We start from the raw sequence: 17,658 nt of genomic DNA, 5'->3' as shown, positions 1-17,658 counted from the left end.
AAGTAATGTGGATAATAAAAAATTGAGGTGCAATGATGAAAAAAATGATATGTATCGTATTCATTATTTGTTTTCTTGCGCAATTGTCCACAACATATGCAGAATCCAACCAAAAACTAAATTATCCAATCAATCGAAATAAGTCATTTGTGAGTGAGGATGTTTTTTATAAACAGTTAGATAAGAAAATCTATAAAGAATATAAAAATGCAGCATATAGTGTTCGGAAAAAAATCTTATTTAAAGAAGTGCCTGATGAAGAATTTTCTTTTAGGCAAAAAACAGCTGTCGGTTGTCGAAGTAGAGTGGTGCTTCAAGATTTTTTTGTTCACCCTGATCGCCAAGTTTATTTTTTCGCTTCTTTTACTCAAAATGAAGTAGAAGAGTTTCATAAGTACATCGTTATAGATGCAGAAACAAAGAGGGAGCTAAAGGAGGGCAAAAGTTATCATCATTGTGATAGTCCTTATAAAAAATAACCCACCAACCGGTGGGTTATTTTTTTACTCTGGTACACTCATTAATTTCTCTTTCATTTTGCGAATAAGAACGACAGCACCAATTGTACAGAGAAGTGTAATTCCTTCGGCAACAAAGATATTGATTGTCTTTGTTTGGTAAAGTGCCGCAAAGAAGTCTACAAATGCGTGGAATAGTATAGCGTATACTAGGAAGATATATTTCTTCTGTTTTACTGCGTATAAAACAAGCATTGTAAAGGCGATTTGAAGCACGAGTGCCATAATTCTTTCTAAGCTACCAAGGAAGTATAAGTAGGCAGGTTGCTGAATTAACATGTCTTGTAAAATGCTGAGTTCGGGTTTTTGTTCAATTAGTCGAGCGAAGCTACCATCGTTAATAGAATTAGCAAAGATTAATGCTTGTAATGCAGAAAAACCGCCAATTAAAATAGATTCAATTCCGCCGTGACCAATTCCATAAGCGAAGCCATCTTTATATTCTAGATATTTTTTTAGTAAGAAGAAGAAGGCAACGAAGCGTCCTAATTCTTCAAAAATACCAGCAGTCAATCCGCCATAAATTGCGAAGGCAAACGGATTTTCTAAAAATGGAGCGATTGTTGGATTACCGCGCATAAATAGGTGGAATGGTGTTTCAAGAATTTGGGTAAATCCGATAAAGATAAGAACACCAATGCCGACCACTTTCCAATTAATATTATATTTTTTACGGAAATAAACGAGTGTGATAATTGGGACCAGAATCGAGACAATGAGTTGAAATATGATGCTGGCAATTACAGTATTTGAAACCATACTTTCACCGCTTTCTAATATATGTACATATCTATTATGCATGAAATACGGGAGAGATGAAACTTTTAGAAAGAAAATGAATTTACTTATTGACTCTAACGTTGCGTCATACTTTATCGTATGTACTAAGGGGGAGATACAAATGACAATGAGAGTAAAAGAAGTAGCTGATTTAGTTGGAATTAGTGTGCGCACACTGCATCATTACGATGAAATTGGGTTGTTAACCCCAGACGAGACGACAGAGTCTGGATATCGTCTGTATTCCAATGAAAATTTAGAGATATTGCAGCAAATTTTGTTTTTTAAAGAGCTTGGCTTCCCTTTGAAGAAAATTAAAGAAATTATCATGAGTCCATCATTTGATCGCGAAGAGGCACTACAGCTTCATAAGAAAATGCTTATTGAAAAGCGTGCCAGATTAGATAAGGTGATTGCGACGATTGATAAAACAATTCAGCATACAAAAGGAGAGATTGAAATGACGAACAAAGAGAAATTTGAAGGATTCGATTTCAGCCATAACCCATATGAAGAAGAAGCACGTGAAAAATGGGGAGACGCAGCTGTAGATAAAGCGAACGAATATGCAAAAGGTATGTCAAAAGAGAACCAAGAAGAGTTTAATACTATTTATAGAAATTTAGCGGTACTGAGACACGGTGCACCAGATTCTAAAGAGGCGCAGGCAGCGATCAAAGTATGGTACGATTACTTGCAAAACTTTAGTTACTATTCATTAGACGCTTTTAAGGGACTCGGTCAAATGTATGTCGCTGATGAGCGCTTCACGAAAAATATCGATAAGTTTGGTGAGGGGTTAGCGCAGTTTATGTGTGATGCGATGGAAGTTTATGCGGATCGTAATAAAAAGTAAAACAGGTGGAGATTTTCTCCACCTGTTTTACTTTTTAATCATATCATTTAAAGTTTGATCCCCCGTATTGTTCAAATGAGGATTTTTACTCATTTCACGTTTTAACATATCGAGGCTTTGCGTATATTCTGTATCATTTAATGCGCCAGATTGAAGGCCTTGAATTTGGGAAATCAACTTTTGGTCTGTTGATACATATGCTTTATAATAGCGAGGGACGATGGACAAAGCAGCTTTATATACTTGATCTGCTACAAGTTTCGGATCCGTTGTGTTTGCACGGTATACAACGAACACTTCATCATCAGTAACGAGTGTAGCAGCGTTTGTAACGTCAGGAAGTTTGACTGTCATGCTTGTAATCATTTCAGCGACCTTCTCCCGATTAATGGCCCCTACTTGTTTGTTAGATACTTCATGTTTTTGTTTAGAAGAATAACCGACTCTCGTGAGCCTTGTATTTGTATTTTCTGTATGATACATGTCGTTTTTATTGGAAACAAGAACACGGCTTCCTTCTTCGCGCTCCATTTCGGCTTTATTATTTGTTTGGCAGCCTGCAAATAAGGAAACAGTGAGAAGGGAAAGTAAAATTTGTTTTTTCACGATGTATCACCTCCTTCTCCATAGCATGTACTAATTTGCAATTTTTTGTATTTGAAATTGTTGGTTGTTATGCTTTGTGATACGATAAAAAGAAGAATGCTTAGAGAGGAAGTTAATGATGGAGCAAAAGCAAGAGCAAGAGATTCATGCTACGGTGAGCATTAATAATGTACAGTACGAAGTAATTAAAAACTTTCGTGACGGTTTTAGTGAAGAAGCATTTAAAGAGCGCTATGCAGAAATTTTAAATAAATATGATTACATCGTTGGGGACTGGGGATATGAGCAACTTAGATTGCGCGGATTCTTTGATGATAGTAACCAACGTGCGACATATGATACGAAAATTAGTACGTTAACGGAGTATTTATACGAGTACTGTAACTTCGGTTGTGCACATTTTGTACTACGAAAAGTGAAGAAATAAAAAAATCCTCTTACAATTGTAAGAGGATTTTTGGCATATGCTCGCTTACAAACAAATCGAGATATGATCACCTTCAGAAAGTATTGCATTTGGTTTCATTTGTTTTCCGTTCAATTGAATATCCCCATTTTTAATTTTATCCACAATGAGTGTACGGCTCCAATCAGAGATATATGTGGATAAGGCCTTATCCATTCGGTGGGAACCGAAAACGATATCTAATACGATCGTGATTTCAGCTATGCCACTTTCTCTATGTTGCGTAATGGAAATGGTAGTAGTTGTTTCTATTTGATCTTGCTGAGTCATATCGACTGTTTCAACATGTTCAGTAAATGCTTTATAAATACGAAGTTTTTGATTCCACGTGTGATCTTTCGGACATTTATAAATAGCAAAGCGGTATATATTTTTTCCGTTGGCGTTATGCCTACGAATATTTGTATCAGTAAATAGGGTAGTGCGTCTGCAATTTTTACAATATTTTTCGATTGTGTTTTGCTCGTTTTCATATAAACTCCAAGAAATTTGTACTTTCTGCATTTTCCTTCACCTCTTATTTTAGTGGTAAAGGAACGTAATACAGCTATTTGGATGTCTTGTAGTATGAAGACATGAGAAATAGACAAAAATAAAAGGAGATTCCCTTAGGAAGCTCCGTAAACATCATACTACAGATGCGTTACGCTCCTTTGTAATGGGAATGGGCAGACTACTCCCTTGAAAAAAGCATGGTGCTTTTTTGAGAGTAATGCTATCCAATTGCTGGTCCATTACAAAGTAGTTGTTGGCATACGTAGTAAACGTCCTTTCTATCCAAATAGATTTATTCTTAATTATAACATAGAAGATTGAAAATTCTAAACTCTTATAATGAAAAAACACCAGCTAAAATAGCTGGTGCATACGATGAATTATATAAGTTCAAATAAAAATGAGCGTAGTTCTTCTGCGATTTCTTCAGTCATAGAAAATGCGTGCTCTAAGTAGCCTGGTTCGTTTAAATCGTCAGCACCGATGATTGCAAATTTATTACTTTGCATATCAAGGACAATTGTTTTACCGTAATGACGATCGGAGTATAAAAGCGCTAAATCATGACGCTCATTTTCTCCCATAAAGCTAACGAAACGAGTTTTTGTAGCGACAGTGTCGTCGTACAGAAAGAAACGTTCTTCCATACACATGGCTCCTTTATTAAATATCTAAGTTTAAGTGTGGTTTATGATCTAAATGGTGATGCGTTTTAATGAATCGTACTGTTCTTGTTTTGTAACGCATTACGATAGAGTATGTTTCAGCTAAATCTCCGCCAAGGAATTTAACACCGTCTAATAACTCACCAGCAGATACACCAGTTGCTGAGAAGATTGCATCATCCCCAGATACTAAGTCATCTAGCATAAGAAGTTGACGAGGGTCTTCTAATCCCATTTCACGACAACGAGCTTCTTCTTCTTCGTTCATTGGAACTAAGCGAGCTTGCATTTCACCTTCAAGGCACTTTAATGCTGCTGCAGAAATAACACCTTCTGGAGCTCCGCCAATACCTACGAATAAGTCGATACCCGTTCCAGGTAGTGCTGTTGCGATTGACGCACCAACATCACCGTCACCAAATAATTTTACGCGTGCACCTTTTGCACGAACACGGTCAATAATATCTTGATGACGCTCACGTTCTTGAACGATAACTGTTAGATCGCGAATCTTTTTATTGTTAGCTTCTGCTACAATTTCAATTGTTTTTTCAATTGGATCATCTAAGCTAATTTTACCAGCTGCTTTTGGACCAACCGCGATTTTTTCCATGTACATATCAGGAGCATGAAGAAGGTTCCCTTTGTCTGCGATTGCAATAACTGCCATTGCATTTGCAAGACCTTTTGCAACGATGTTTGTACCTTCTAATGGGTCAACGGCGATGTCTACTTCTGGACCGTTACCTGTTCCTAGTTCTTCACCAATATACAACATCGGTGCTTCATCAAGTTCTCCTTCACCGATTACAACTGTACCTGCCATGTTTACTGAATCAAACATATCACGCATTGCTGTAGTTGCTGCATCATCTGCTTCGTTCTTCTTTCCGCGGCCCATCCACTGTGCGGATGCTAATGCTGCTGCTTCTGTTACACGGACAATTTCTAGTGCGAGTTCACGTTCCAAGATTCCATTCCTCCAATTTCAAAAATCATACAAATATAACTATAACAAATAACGGAGAAAAGGTGAATTCGAAAAATTGTCGATTTTTTCAGAAGAAAGCGTTACAATTAAAATGTAAATGCTTTAATTTCCAGGTAGGTGACATTCATGTATTTTGTAGACAGAAAGAAAATAGAACAAATGCTAGTATGTTTAGAACGAGCAACAAGTACATTTCAAGAGAAAAAGATATATGAAACCGAGTTTGAATTTTACGCATTAGAGCGCATAGCCCATCTTATTATTGATACTGTATTAGATGTAGGAAATGCGATGATTGATGGATTTATTATGCGCGATCCAGGAAGCTATGAAGATATTATTGATATTTTAATGGATGAGCGAGTGATAAGTGAAGAAGATGGACAAGGGATGAAAGAAATTATCCTTCTTCGAAAAATGCTTACGCAAGATTATATTCAAATGAATCATGATGAATTATATAAGACGATTCAAAAACATATTGCAGTGGTAGAAAAATACCCAGCAAATATTCGCAGTTATTTAGAAAAGGAATTAGGACCTGTATCTGCATTTGTACCAGAATAATTATGCTTATAAGATCCCCAGAGAATGCCTTTTGGGGATCTTATATTGTATGTGAGAAAGAAAAGGGAGAAGGGTGAAGTATGGGGGAAGCACGTACTACGAAAGACGAGATTGTACAATTGTTGAAAGTAAAGGGAGAGCACACAGTAGCGGAACTAGCTGACGTTTTAGAGATTACAGAAATGGCAATCAGAAGACATTTAAGTAATCTTGAGAAAGATGGACTCATTTATTCTAAGATGGTAAGGCAACATGTCGGAAGACCAACTTATTTGTATGGATTAAGTGAAAAGGGAGAAGATACATTCCCGAAAGAGTATAAGCAATTTGCGATTGATATGCTAGAAGATTTAGCTCGGATGGGCGATGAAAAAATACTTCAATATGTTTTAAAAGAAAGAACGAAGCGTATGGAAGAACAGTTGCAAAAGCGAGTGAGTAATCAAAAGAATTTAGCATATAAAGTGCAAGAGATAGCAGCTATGCAAGAGAAAAATGGTTATATGGTTCAAATAAAGAGAGATGGAGAGAAATCTTTCGTAATTGAAAAACAAAACTGTCCGTTAAAAGAAATTGCAGAGAGATTCCCGCAAGTATGTGAAGATGAAAAAGAGATGTATAAGCGTTTATTTACGAACGCAGATGTGAAAACGCTAGCAAACATGTGCGAGGGCGATTGTAGTTGTTCTTACCAAATAAAAGAGAAAAAATGAACGTTATGGGGCGCTTTAAGGTAAAGCGTTTTTTTCTTTTGGAAAAGCGGGTAATATAAGAGTGGTATGATAAGGTGAGAACGTTAGCATAGAAGGAGAGACATAATCGATGTATAAAGGTTACTTAATTGACTTAGACGGTACGATGTATCGCGGGGAAGAACAAATTGAAGAAGCAAGCGACTTCGTCAAAGCATTAGGAGAGCGCGGCATTCCATATTTATTCGTTACGAATAACTCAACTCGCAAACCAGAACAAGTGGCAGAAAAGCTTGTTCGTTTCGATATTCCAGCGAAAGCGGAGCAAGTATTCACAACGAGTATGGCGACTGCGAACTTCATTTATGAACGTAAACAAGATGCAACTGTATATATGATTGGTGAAGAAGGCTTACACGATGCACTTGTGGAAAAAGGATTTGAACTTGTGGATGAAAATCCTGATTTCGTTGTTGTCGGTTTAGATCGTGACATCACATATGAAAAATTAGCAAAAGCATGTCTTGCTGTGCGTAACGGCGCAACGTTTATTTCTACAAATGGAGATATCGCCATTCCGACTGAGCGCGGATTATTACCAGGTAACGGTTCATTAACATCAGTTGTAGCAGTATCAACAGGTGTGGATCCAATCTTTATCGGAAAACCAGAATCAATCATCATGGAACAAGCGTTAAAAGTTCTTGGTATAGGAAAAGATGAAGCATTAATGGTTGGGGATAACTATGATACAGACATTTTAGCGGGAGTAAATGCTGGCATGCATACTCTTCTTGTCCACACTGGAGTCACAACTGTGGAGAAGTTAACAGAATATGAAGTACAACCGACGCAAGTTGTGCATAACTTGACGGAGTGGATTGAGAAGATGTAATGAAGAAAGCTGTTCCAAACTTTGGAACAGCTTTTTTTCTGATATTTGCGGGGAGCCCGATTGGTGTGGGCTAACATTCAGTTGTGACTAGTGTCGATTTTTGTAGGTAAGTCGATATATTTGAAAAATCGCCGATATAATCTGAGTTGCGCTGATATATTAAAAAAATCGCTGATATAATTTTATTAGAATGCACGATTCACAACATCTTTAACTTCTTCAAGATATTGTTTACGCACACTGTCATCCACAGACGGAACACTCGTATAGAATGTATGCTCAATTGTTTCAATGCCTGTAAATTCAAAAATACCAACATCCACTGTTTTCTTCATTGCGTCAAACATACCGCCTGCTGTGTATGCTTCTTTCGAATTTCCCATTGTAGATAATAATAAGCCCTTTTTACCGCTTAATAACTTTTCAATACCGTTTTCACCGTAAGCATAAGCGAAGCCGTGGCTAAATACACGGTCAACGTATCCTTTTAAAATAGCTGGAAGTCCCGCCCACCAAACTGGATAAATGAATGTAATGCTATCAGCCCAAGAGATATGCTCTTGCTCTTCTTTAATATCTTCTGGTGTGTTTCCTTGAGAAAACGAGATGAAATCGGAAGCGCCTAATACTGGATTGAAGTTTAATTCGTATAGATCGCGAACGCGTACTTCATGACCGTTTCCTTCTAACTCACTTTTTACCGTTTCTAAAATCGCATGGTTGAAGCTTTCTGTATTTGGGTGTGCATAAACGATTACATGTTTCATTTTTCTTCCTCCTATTTGTGGATATGTGAATAGTTATTTGTATATCTGTAACTATTATGGTTACTGATTTTATAGAAATCAAGTAATACATATGTATAAAAAGACGCCCGAAAATCGCCTTTTTATACCCCGCTCATACAAAGTACAAAAAAGACAAATAAAATAATGACAATACCAATGCCGAAGTTAAATACGAGAGTACTATCCATATATGTAGCCTCCTTGTTTGAAAGTAAAAAGCACTCTAGTTAAGAGTGCTTTTTTATTTTGAATCTACTTTATAACTTTTAGAAAGTGATTCATGCGTGTAATGATTTACATTATTTTATGTATTTATACTTTGAAATGAGTAAGTCCTTGTGGGATATAGAAAAAAAGACACTCTTTCGAGTGTCTTTTAAGATGACAAAATGTGCCAATTGCTTGAGGTTGATAAGACACTAATTTCCGTGTTAGCGCCTTTTCTTTAATCAAGAAGTGTAGCAACAGCGATTCAAATAAATTGTACCATTTGTTTAATTGTGGTGCGTATGCAATTGTGCATATTTTAATCATGAGGTAGGTAATGAACTGTGAATAATTTGAAGTGATTTATTTACGATTTCTTCTGCGGCATATATGCCGATCGCGTCTGTTTTTAAAATATGGGATTGTAAGTTATCATGCATTGCTCCTAATTCACCATGAAGTGGTGCGAAGGCATGGTTCGCCTTTTCAAGCATGCATAAATCAAGTAAAGAATCCCCAGCTGTAATAATCGTATCTATTTGCAAAATTTCTTTTATATATTGCACGGCATCCCATTTGTTAATTGGTTTTGGTACAAAGTATAGCTTCCTACCTTGAAGTGAATGATTCCAGCCTTGTTTGTCTAACCAGGAAGTGAAGGATGATAATTCATCATAAGGAATGTTCTCCCGTTTAATGATGCAATAATGGAATAGATCATCAGCTGTTTTTTGTGATATAACCCAATCTTTATGAGCTATTTGTCCAAATTCCTTTAGTATGTCGTTTCTCTCTATACATTCAACCGATAGTCTTTCTTTTACTGTCCTGTTCCAAGTACCATCTTGTTTCCCGTTATGAAGGATATTACCGCCATTACTTGTAATGACGTATTCGGGAATGATTTCGTCTTGGAATAAAGCAATCCGCTGAAACTGCTCAATAGTTCTTGTTGTAACTGGGATGAAATGTGAGTGCAGTTGTAATTTTTTTAGTAGTGAAATGGTTTTATGTGATATGAAAGAAATTTCTTTCCCATCTAAAGTTTCAATGAGTTGAATTGATTCATCTTCTATAGGGGCACGAAACGATTTCCGGGAATAAATAAGCGTCTGATCAAGATCACTGGCGAAAATCATATTGTTTCCTTCCTAAGAGGCCTAATGAGCCCGCAACATGAATAAGCCATATTCTCATAGATTTCAATTGGGACATTCTTTTCTTTAGCGAGAAGTAAAATATGCTTTAAATCGGGATTGTTTTGCTTACGTATTAAAATTTTCCACGGTATTCTCCGGAGTAATACGCGAGTTGTTTCACCGACTCCTGGTTTAATTAAGTTAATATCGTCAATTTCAAAGTGATTTTGGATAGACTGTATATCTTTTAATCCCTGCCAAGAGGGATCAGTGTAAGTTGAAGTAATATAACGTAATTGATTATCTATATGAGAATGAACAGAAGGGAATAACTCTGTTACCTCATCAACGAAGAAATTTGATAAGTCTTCTTGTTCTAGCTCTTTATAATATTTAACACCATGAAAATCATTTGGACCGATATAGGTGTCATTTAGTACAGTGCGGCTAATTAGTCCAGAGACTGTTGCATTTAAGCAAGCGCTAGGAATAAGAAAATCTTCACGTGTACCGTAAATTGAAGTACAGTAACCGGGATCAGCAAGCACAGCCATACAATGAGAAATGTGTGTATTATTTCGTTCGTTAAATGTGTGTACTGCATATTCTAATTCTTTTTTTATTGCACCTTTTCCAGTCCACCCATCAATGAATTGAATTGTTTCTTTAGGGTGATGTTCCAAAATATAATGGAGTGCATTTTCATCAATACCGCGTCCGCGAACAATAGAAATACAATAGTGAGGTACATCAAGGTTGTATTGATAGCGTATGTAGCGTTTGATAAGAATGCCAATAGGTGTACCAGCACGAGCTAATGAAACGAGGACAAGGTTAGCTCCTTTAGTTTGTATAATCTGTTCGGCGACAACTCCAACAGCGATGGCTAGTTTGTGTTTGTATTGTTGCAGGGAAGAAAAGAATAAATCCATATATGCTTTAGATGGTTTATATTCCATTGGTAACATTTCGGAATAATGTGTGCCAGCTTGAATTGCTTGTTCTCTAGTTTCCGTGGAACTTTCTTTCATTAAATCACTAATATCTTTTAATAGAAAAATAGCATCATTTGGATTGTAACTACTAATATGAGAATTTACTTTTACCATAATTATCAACCTTCCTTTTCTATGCTATTTGAAAATGAGACGATATGAATAAAAGGAATAACTGTTTGTAACTGCTGTAGAAGAGGAGACAGGGCTTCTTCCCCTAAATCACGCTCAATAAAAACAAATACTTCATCGTAATCATGAGGTGAAATATTATAAAAGTAATTTGTAATAGTAGAATCTTCAGGACTTGGATATGAGAAATGATTATGAATGGCGTAGTTCACATCATTTGAAACAGGATGGATAGGGCTTCTTGTTGTAGATTGATATAAAATATTTTCACCCATTTCAGCAGCAATTTTCATTGGGATATACATAAATTCACCTGTCCCGAGACAAAGTGTTCGTTTTCCAATTCTTTCTCTTTTTAAAGTTTTTCCTGCTTCTTGAGCGAAAGAATGAATGTGTTTTTGTTCATATGCTGAAATGCCAAATCGCCCAGTATATTTTATATAATTTGATGTATAGGGTAATTTTGGGCAGGTAAGAATATGCTTTTTGAAATTAAGTTTACTTTCTTCAATTTGAATATCTGTTTTTGCAATATTCAATGGTTGGCCAGTTGTATGAATACTGCCTTCTAATAAAGAAATAACATGAATCTTAATTTGAAGTTCTTCTTCTAATTGTTTAAATTGTCTTCTATTAGTATGAGAACGCCAGTCTAATAAAGAAGCAATAATATATTCTTCCCGTGGGAATTTATTTTGAATCGATCTAATAATATTTAATGCTGTTTTTCCTGTTGTCATCTCATCATCTACGAGAACAATAGGATTGCTGTTTTGAAAAAAGCTTTCATCCACATAACAACGGTGCGATGTTGCATGAGAATGTTCTTCCTCAAATGTAATGACAGATTCTAGGTGGGGTATCGATTCCCTAGTTGTATGTACATACTTTGCATTTTGAAAGCATTGAAACATAGAATGACCAAGTGCTGTCGCTGTCTCAGCGAATCCGATGAATAAAACTTCTTCTTGCAGAGGATATTGATAACGAAATACTTCCTCTGGGATTTCATGAATCTCTAATGAAATGAGATTTAAAATTTCTTTTTGAAATGGATGAGAAGTATTATGTAGCATTTCCATATATCTTGCAGCGAGAGCAACTCCACTTGATAGGGAGACTGCAGGTTTAATAGGAAGATGCTTTCCAAGGATTGTACTCACAAATAAAAAACTACGTTTCTTATTTATTCTCGCAGCCATTTGAAAAAGACTGTCTAGCGCTAAATTATATGGATTATCACGTACTTCTACATGAACTTGTATATTATTTAAAACGTTATACGTGTTGCTTTGCGTTTGTAATAAGGAGATCGGTGAATTGTTTGTTTTCATGTAGCACCCCGTAAATATTAGATTTTAAAATGGTTTTGCGAGCCCAGCCATAATGAGGTTTTACTTCATTCATTTTGTTAGAAAAACTGCTTTTTAGCACTCCATTATACGTATCTGCATTTTGTAAAATTGATCTCGCATCTAAATAATCTTCCATTGTGACAATGTGCATTGCCTGTACAACTTTAATATGAGATGGGTGAATAACTGTCTTTCCGATTAAGCCATTTGCATGGTCAAGTGATACCTCTTGAATAAGCCCTTCTTCATGATCATTAGAAAAATATTCCCATACACATCCTGAAATAATATATTCATTTGTTGCCCTTGAGAAAACGTTAATAATGTCTGAAATACAATCACGGACAACAGTAATATGATAGATAGGTGTGTATTTATTGCGCCGAATACTAAATATACTTGAAAAATCAGTAGCACCAATACGTACATTTAAGATGTAATCGTGATAAGAATCTAGTAAATCTTTTATTTGTAATAATGATTCTGCCCGTGTTTCCTTATACATAATTTCTGGTGATTCTAAAATCGGCATGCCATATAGCGATAATGAGTATAACTCGTTTATATATGCAAGCTGATTGATATAAGTCTTTCCGTTAATAGGTGTGAATTTTGGAAAGACAAAACCACATAAACAATGAACAGCACTACCTAATTCAGTAACAATTGTCTTCATTTGACTGGGCTGTCGAACTCTAATAAAAAGAAGTGGGATGTCTGCTTGATTTAGTATGTTGACACTGACTAAGTTGGCGATTTGCTGTATTTGAACGACGATGTTTTGCTCTGCAAGTTGTACTTCCTCATCGCTGATAGCGTCCTCTAGACAAAGAATAATTGAGGTAGCATCCACATGTTTCTTTCTAATTATATCTTCTGCAATCGTTTCTTTCGTGCCAGGAGTATATAGTGTAGCCCCTAGTGCGTAAGCTAGTTGTTCTTTCCCTATATTTTTTGAAAAACTAAGAGGTTCTTTATAGAAAAAATTTTGCCGTTCTTCTGAGGAGAGATAAGAAAAGTAATTCACATTGTCACCACCTTATTTGTAATGATTCTGTTTAATCGTAACATAATAAGGAAAATCTTCCATAAAATGAAGCGAGAAATTAAAAAAATATATTGAGAAAGATGAATTATAAGATGAATATCGAATATTGTTAATAGGAATATAATAGGGGGAAAGAGAAAGTGGATATACATAAGTTAACAGAGGAAGAAGCAAATGAGATAAATACGTGGACGTACGAGGAACCATATAGTTTATATAGTTTTTCAGGCGAGAAAGAAGTAATAGAAGAGCTATTAGATGGAACGTATTATGGCTGTTGTAACGATAATGGAGAGTTCATCGGCTATTTTTGTTTTGGAGAAAATGCACAAGTACCAGGTGGAAGAGATGCTCATTTATATGGTGGAGAAGATATGATTGATATCGGACTTGGCATGAAGCCAGATTTAACAGGGAAGGGCATGGGAGAAATGTTTTTTCAAGCTGGAATAGCGTTTGCTGCTAAGGAATTTAATTCGAAAATGTTTCGATTAAGTGTAGCAACATTTAATACAAGAGCGATTACGCTATATAAAAATATCGGATTTAAGCAAGGGCCTATTTTTTTGAGTCGTGGAAGAGAATTTATGCTTATGGAATACGAAAGACCGTCAGCATGAAACTGACGGTCTAGAAAACATTATTATTCCGAGTGATCAGCTCGGTGCGCTAAACGGCTTGAGGCAGCGGCAGCAATTCCGCCAACGATATCGTCAAGGAACGTGTGCACTTTTCCAGTTGATTTATCATTTAAGTATTCTAAAATACCAGGTTTTAATTTATCGATATATCCAAAGTTCGTGAAACCGATAGATCCGTATACATTCACGATAGAAAGTGCGATAACTTCATCAATTCCGTATAAGCCTTCATCACGTTTTACGATATCTTGTAACGGCTCACTTAGCATTCCCTTTTCAGCAAGGACATCAAGCTCGATACCAGTAATCAGTGCGTTTTGTACTTCACGTTTTGATAGTACACGTTCTACATTGTAACGGCATTCTGACATCTCTAAATTTGGATGATATTTTTTTTGAAGAAAATGAACAAGTTCAGCAATATCGTCAATTGTTACACCGCGTTCTTGTAATAGTTGTAATGCTCTTTCTTGTAGTTGATTTGATTCTTTCATGTTTATCACCTTTTTTTCTTTTTAGTATTTGTATACGTTTCGTTGCTTTATCATGTGCATAGGAATGAAAGGCGAGCACAAGCTCATATATATAAAGAAAAACCATAGGTGGCGACTGCGATGATTCAGCATATTTATGAGCATTATCACATGCATGTTAAAGAATTAATCCCCCTTGGCCCCTATAAAAGCTTTTGGATTCGCAACAAAATTTATGTACTTGTTCCAATTGGAGAAATGGAGGAAGAAGTACTTGTAGAGATGAAAAAGCTCAGTGATTATATGAACCAGCAAGGGGATATAACTGTAGCGACTTTCGTTCCGACTATACACGGCTACTATGTAAGTGAGATAGAAGAACAAAATTACTGCTTATTAAAAGGTATGCGCACGTTAGAACGACATGCTATGTCATTAGGAAGTGAGCTTTCTATATTCCATAAACGAGGTGCATTCTTTCCAGAAGAAATTGAGCAATTAAGCCGCATTGGTGAATGGAAAGCGTTATGGGAAAAAAGGCTCGATCAATTAGAAAAGTTTTGGCAATCACAAGTGATGAACCACCCTTCAGATGTATTCGATCAATTGTTTATTGAATCCTTCCCGTATTACTTAGGAGTTGCAGAAAATGCAATTCAATATGTTGTCGATACAGAAATGGATGATACGCCGCAACTAACGGATGCAGCAACAATTTGCCAAGAACGATTCACACCTTTATTATGGCATCAAACGAAGCGGCTCAAACTTCCTTTTGATTGGGTGTATGATCACCCAACTCGAGATATGGCAGAATTAATTCGCTATATGATGATAGAAAAAAAGAAAGACTGGGAGCAAACAATAATTCAATTTGTTACAGATTATGAACGCAATTATTCGCTATCCTCATTTGGCTGGCGCTTATTATTTGCAAGGCTCCTGTTCCCGCTGCACTATTTTGAAACGGTCGAACGATATTATCAAACTGGAAACGAAGAACAAAAAAGCATATATAGAGATCGCTTAGAAGCCATTTTACACGATGTGAACCGCTCAGAGCAATTTATGAAGCATTTTTATGGCTCACTTCGTTTACCAGTAGATAAGCTTGGGATTAGAAAATTAGATTGGCTATCTTAAACGTATAAAAAAGAGACCGCTGGAGGCCTCTTTTTTATACCACAATTTTATGTAATACATTATGCCCCTACCTGTTGATCTGTACATATATTTAAAACGAATTGATGTCTTTCGAGTTTTTCATTTACTTTACCCAATAATTCTTGCTGGATTTCTTTAAATAAAAATTGATAGCTTGTATTCCATGTTGGTATAACGGATGAAAGGCCTAATAAATACTCTTTTTTCTTTTCTAGTTCTTGAATTGTTAAAAAAGTGTTTCCCATTCTTGGCATGTGTCATCCCCCTATGTTTTCTTACTGTATATGTGTGAACGATTCACTATATAGTATTAATTATCGCATTTTTTGAGAAGGATTTCCAATTTTGTTTTATGATGTTAACGGATAAATGTGATTTGAATAAAAAAAGGAGACCCAAATGGGTCTCTTTTTAGGAAGCGGCTAGAACAGTCGGCCATTTCGCGCCTTCCTGTGAGGCAAAAAGCGCCTCACAGGAAGGAGCTCCAATGACCTCCTGTTCTGAACGAGCCGCTTCCGCTTTTAGATTAAAATACTTGTTCTACTTCAATAACGCCTGGTACTTCTTCAAGTAACGCGCGCTCGATACCAGCTTTTAGTGTGATTGTAGAACTTGGGCAGCTTCCGCATGCACCCATAAGGCGTAGTTTTACGATACCTTCTTCAATGTCTACTAATTCAACGTCTCCGCCATCGCGAAGTAAGAATGGACGTAATTTATCTAATACTTCTAATACTTGTTCTTGCATATGTGGGTTTTCCATTTTTATCGACTCCTTTCATCAGTTTTATTATAATCAAGATAGAGGGGAAAATCTATTTTTTCTCTTCTTGTTTTATTGTCGAAATATTGTATCGTGTTTTTTCAGTATAGGGGTATGGAATAAGTTTGTAAAATGATGTGCTTATGTAATAAGACATCTGAATATACTGTTGGAACAAGAAGTGGGGGAGAAGAAATGGTTAATGTTCAAGTGTATGGGACGAAAGTAATTTGTGCGAGCTGCGTCGGAATGCCATCTTCAACAGAAACGTTTGAATGGTTACAAGCGGCAATTGGTCGTAAATATGAAGGACAAGAAAATAAATTTAATTTCGAGTATATTGATTTCCAAGAAGAACAAGAAGATGCGGATAAAAAAGCATTCGCAGAGCGCGTAGTGGAAGAAGATTTATTTTATCCGGTCGTTCTTGTAAATGGAGAAATTGTTGGAGAAGGAAATCCTCGTTTGAAGGATGTTTACGAAGAAATCGAGAAATATTTATAAAACAAGAAGTCTTTGCGAATTTGCAAAGGCTTTTTTTATTGGAGGGATAGATATGAAAAATGGAGTGAAGCATGCGTTACCGACGGAAGTACAACAGTTAATGGAGCGGTACACAGTAGAATTAAAAGAAATTTTTTTGGATGAAAAAATAGTCGGGGTATATATTTACGGATCCATCGCACTAGGTGCATTTTATAAGGAAACGAGCGATGTTGATTTTGTTACAGTGATAAATGATTCCGTGAATGAAGCTGAAAAACAGCAGCTTGTGGAACTACATAAGAAACTTAGTGATAATACGCTAGGTAAAAGAATGGACGGTATGTATATTCCGCTTGCTGACTTAGGGAAATACAATGATGAAATGAACGAGTACGTGTATTGTGCAGATGGTAAAGCTAATGTTGGTCATTGGGACATTAATGCGGTCACATGGTGGACGTTGAAAAATCAAGGCATTACAGTTACCGGAAAAGAAGCAGAAGATCTTCCGCTGCAAATACAATGGAATGATGTAGTAAATACGATGAAATACAACGTAGAACAGTACTGGAGTGAAAAGGCGAAGAAGCCATATTTATTTTTTATAGAAGAGTGGGTAGAATCAGCTGTCGTTACGATGGGACGTATTTTATATACACTAAATCATAAAACAATCGTTTCAAAAGATAGAGGATTGCAATACTTGTCAGAACGTTCAGCGGAAGAATGGGAGCTCTTATTAAAAGAAGTAGCGAGAATACGGCACAATCCAAAAGAAAAGCGAATGCTCTCAAGGTGGAGAAGAGCAGATATGACGAAGAGGTACTTACTGCATTTAATTGAGACGTGTAGAGAGAAATGGTAGGGACGAAAATGGACAATACAGTGGGGTGTATTGTCTTTTTTTATGTTAAATTTGGTATATAATGGTTTAAA

At 36.1% G+C, this 17,658-nt stretch carries 23 protein-coding genes; 10 read left to right on the top strand and 13 right to left on the bottom strand.

Features of this window, described 5'->3' with window-relative positions:
* The first annotated feature begins 44 nt into the window (after window positions 1–44).
* Entirely contained in the window at window positions 45–479 is a 435-nt protein-coding gene (locus MHI26_RS25615) for a hypothetical protein (RefSeq protein ID WP_308201944.1), read from the top strand.
* A gap of 24 nt (window positions 480–503) precedes the next feature.
* Here MHI26_RS25615 and MHI26_RS25610 read toward each other — a convergent pair whose 3' ends face one another.
* The gene (locus MHI26_RS25610) at window positions 504–1,319 is read right to left on the bottom strand and encodes a YhfC family intramembrane metalloprotease (protein ID WP_061666020.1); all 816 of its coding nucleotides are present in this window, start codon (window positions 1,317–1,319) and stop codon (window positions 504–506) included.
* Window positions 1,320–1,419: 100 nt separating this feature from the next.
* Between MHI26_RS25610 and MHI26_RS25605 the strand changes: the two genes are divergently transcribed.
* The gene (locus MHI26_RS25605) at window positions 1,420–2,154 is read left to right on the top strand and encodes a MerR family transcriptional regulator (RefSeq protein ID WP_000178766.1); all 735 of its coding nucleotides are present in this window, start codon (window positions 1,420–1,422) and stop codon (window positions 2,152–2,154) included.
* A 27-nt stretch (window positions 2,155–2,181) separates the two neighbouring features.
* Here MHI26_RS25605 and MHI26_RS25600 read toward each other — a convergent pair whose 3' ends face one another.
* Window positions 2,182–2,760, bottom strand: coding sequence for a YhcN/YlaJ family sporulation lipoprotein (locus MHI26_RS25600; RefSeq protein WP_000744141.1), 579 nt, complete (start codon window positions 2,758–2,760; stop codon window positions 2,182–2,184).
* A gap of 115 nt (window positions 2,761–2,875) precedes the next feature.
* Here MHI26_RS25600 and MHI26_RS25595 point away from each other — a divergent pair, with 115 nt between their 5' ends.
* Window positions 2,876–3,187: a YutD family protein gene (locus MHI26_RS25595; protein WP_000970508.1), complete on the top strand. Its 312-nt coding sequence runs from the start codon at window positions 2,876–2,878 to the stop codon at window positions 3,185–3,187.
* Between the two features lie 45 nt (window positions 3,188–3,232).
* On the opposite strand, the gene MHI26_RS25590 is transcribed toward MHI26_RS25595, so the two are convergent.
* From MHI26_RS25590 to glpX, 3 genes are all read right to left on the bottom strand, one after another.
* Entirely contained in the window at window positions 3,233–3,730 is a 498-nt protein-coding gene (locus tag MHI26_RS25590) for a hypothetical protein (protein ID WP_001174555.1), read from the bottom strand.
* 371 nt (window positions 3,731–4,101) lie between these two features.
* On the bottom strand, window positions 4,102–4,368 hold the full coding sequence (locus tag MHI26_RS25585) for a DUF3055 domain-containing protein (RefSeq protein ID WP_000392611.1): 267 nt from the start codon (window positions 4,366–4,368) through the stop codon (window positions 4,102–4,104).
* Between the two features lie 16 nt (window positions 4,369–4,384).
* Window positions 4,385–5,356: a class II fructose-bisphosphatase gene (gene glpX / locus MHI26_RS25580; protein ID WP_000439090.1), complete on the bottom strand. Its 972-nt coding sequence runs from the start codon at window positions 5,354–5,356 to the stop codon at window positions 4,385–4,387.
* A gap of 147 nt (window positions 5,357–5,503) precedes the next feature.
* Here glpX and MHI26_RS25575 point away from each other — a divergent pair, with 147 nt between their 5' ends.
* From MHI26_RS25575 to MHI26_RS25565, 3 genes are all read left to right on the top strand, one after another.
* Entirely contained in the window at window positions 5,504–5,944 is a 441-nt protein-coding gene (locus MHI26_RS25575; RefSeq protein WP_000274010.1) for a DUF86 domain-containing protein, read from the top strand.
* An 80-nt stretch (window positions 5,945–6,024) separates the two neighbouring features.
* Complete coding sequence (locus MHI26_RS25570; protein ID WP_061666019.1) at window positions 6,025–6,657, top strand: helix-turn-helix transcriptional regulator; 633 nt, start codon at window positions 6,025–6,027, stop codon at window positions 6,655–6,657.
* A gap of 109 nt (window positions 6,658–6,766) precedes the next feature.
* The gene (locus MHI26_RS25565) at window positions 6,767–7,531 is read left to right on the top strand and encodes a TIGR01457 family HAD-type hydrolase (protein ID WP_000276470.1); all 765 of its coding nucleotides are present in this window, start codon (window positions 6,767–6,769) and stop codon (window positions 7,529–7,531) included.
* Window positions 7,532–7,716: 185 nt separating this feature from the next.
* On the opposite strand, the gene MHI26_RS25560 is transcribed toward MHI26_RS25565, so the two are convergent.
* From MHI26_RS25560 to MHI26_RS25540, 5 genes are all read right to left on the bottom strand, one after another.
* Complete coding sequence (locus MHI26_RS25560) at window positions 7,717–8,298, bottom strand: NAD(P)H-dependent oxidoreductase (protein WP_000683450.1); 582 nt, start codon at window positions 8,296–8,298, stop codon at window positions 7,717–7,719.
* A 551-nt stretch (window positions 8,299–8,849) separates the two neighbouring features.
* Window positions 8,850–9,665 (bottom strand): HAD family hydrolase, encoded by an 816-nt coding sequence (locus MHI26_RS25555; RefSeq protein ID WP_000575378.1) that lies wholly within the window; start codon window positions 9,663–9,665, stop codon window positions 8,850–8,852.
* A complete protein-coding gene (locus tag MHI26_RS25550; protein WP_061666018.1) occupies window positions 9,662–10,774 on the bottom strand; it encodes a cysteine protease StiP family protein in 1,113 nt (370 codons plus the stop codon). Before MHI26_RS25550 ends, MHI26_RS25555 begins: the two co-directional genes overlap by 4 nt.
* Window positions 10,775–10,779: 5 nt before the next feature.
* Window positions 10,780–12,126, bottom strand: coding sequence for a phosphoribosyltransferase family protein (locus MHI26_RS25545; RefSeq protein WP_061666017.1), 1,347 nt, complete (start codon window positions 12,124–12,126; stop codon window positions 10,780–10,782).
* Complete coding sequence (locus tag MHI26_RS25540) at window positions 12,071–13,174, bottom strand: HpcH/HpaI aldolase/citrate lyase family protein (protein WP_061666016.1); 1,104 nt, start codon at window positions 13,172–13,174, stop codon at window positions 12,071–12,073. Before MHI26_RS25540 ends, MHI26_RS25545 begins: the two co-directional genes overlap by 56 nt.
* A 161-nt stretch (window positions 13,175–13,335) precedes the next feature.
* Between MHI26_RS25540 and MHI26_RS25535 the strand changes: the two genes are divergently transcribed.
* A complete protein-coding gene (locus tag MHI26_RS25535; RefSeq protein WP_061666015.1) occupies window positions 13,336–13,815 on the top strand; it encodes a GNAT family N-acetyltransferase in 480 nt (159 codons plus the stop codon).
* A gap of 23 nt (window positions 13,816–13,838) precedes the next feature.
* Here the strand turns inward: MHI26_RS25535 and MHI26_RS25530 are convergent, their stop codons facing one another.
* Window positions 13,839–14,330, bottom strand: a complete 492-nt coding sequence (locus MHI26_RS25530; RefSeq protein WP_000665102.1) for a phosphatidylglycerophosphatase A family protein — start codon at window positions 14,328–14,330, stop codon at window positions 13,839–13,841.
* 120 nt (window positions 14,331–14,450) lie between these two features.
* On the opposite strand from MHI26_RS25530, the gene yutH reads away from it, so the two are divergent.
* Complete coding sequence (yutH, locus tag MHI26_RS25525) at window positions 14,451–15,452, top strand: spore coat putative kinase YutH (protein ID WP_000614219.1); 1,002 nt, start codon at window positions 14,451–14,453, stop codon at window positions 15,450–15,452.
* Between the two features lie 59 nt (window positions 15,453–15,511).
* Here yutH and MHI26_RS25520 read toward each other — a convergent pair whose 3' ends face one another.
* On the bottom strand, window positions 15,512–15,727 hold the full coding sequence (locus tag MHI26_RS25520) for a hypothetical protein (RefSeq protein ID WP_001137789.1): 216 nt from the start codon (window positions 15,725–15,727) through the stop codon (window positions 15,512–15,514).
* 272 nt (window positions 15,728–15,999) lie between these two features.
* Window positions 16,000–16,236 (bottom strand): NifU family protein, encoded by a 237-nt coding sequence (locus MHI26_RS25515; protein WP_000431159.1) that lies wholly within the window; start codon window positions 16,234–16,236, stop codon window positions 16,000–16,002.
* Window positions 16,237–16,431: 195 nt separating this feature from the next.
* On the opposite strand from MHI26_RS25515, the gene MHI26_RS25510 reads away from it, so the two are divergent.
* Together MHI26_RS25510 and MHI26_RS25505 are read left to right on the top strand one after the other, a co-directional pair.
* Window positions 16,432–16,740, top strand: a complete 309-nt coding sequence (locus MHI26_RS25510) for a YuzD family protein (protein ID WP_000248588.1) — start codon at window positions 16,432–16,434, stop codon at window positions 16,738–16,740.
* A 52-nt stretch (window positions 16,741–16,792) separates the two neighbouring features.
* Window positions 16,793–17,587, top strand: coding sequence for a nucleotidyltransferase domain-containing protein (locus MHI26_RS25505; protein ID WP_061666030.1), 795 nt, complete (start codon window positions 16,793–16,795; stop codon window positions 17,585–17,587).
* Window positions 17,588–17,658 lie beyond the last annotated feature (71 nt).

The sequence above is a fragment of the Bacillus sp. FSL K6-1218 genome, from assembly GCF_038006445.1.
GTDB classification, from domain to species: domain Bacteria; phylum Bacillota; class Bacilli; order Bacillales; family Bacillaceae_G; genus Bacillus_A; species Bacillus_A thuringiensis_S.
This window is presented reverse-complemented; position numbering and strand designations above follow the sequence as displayed.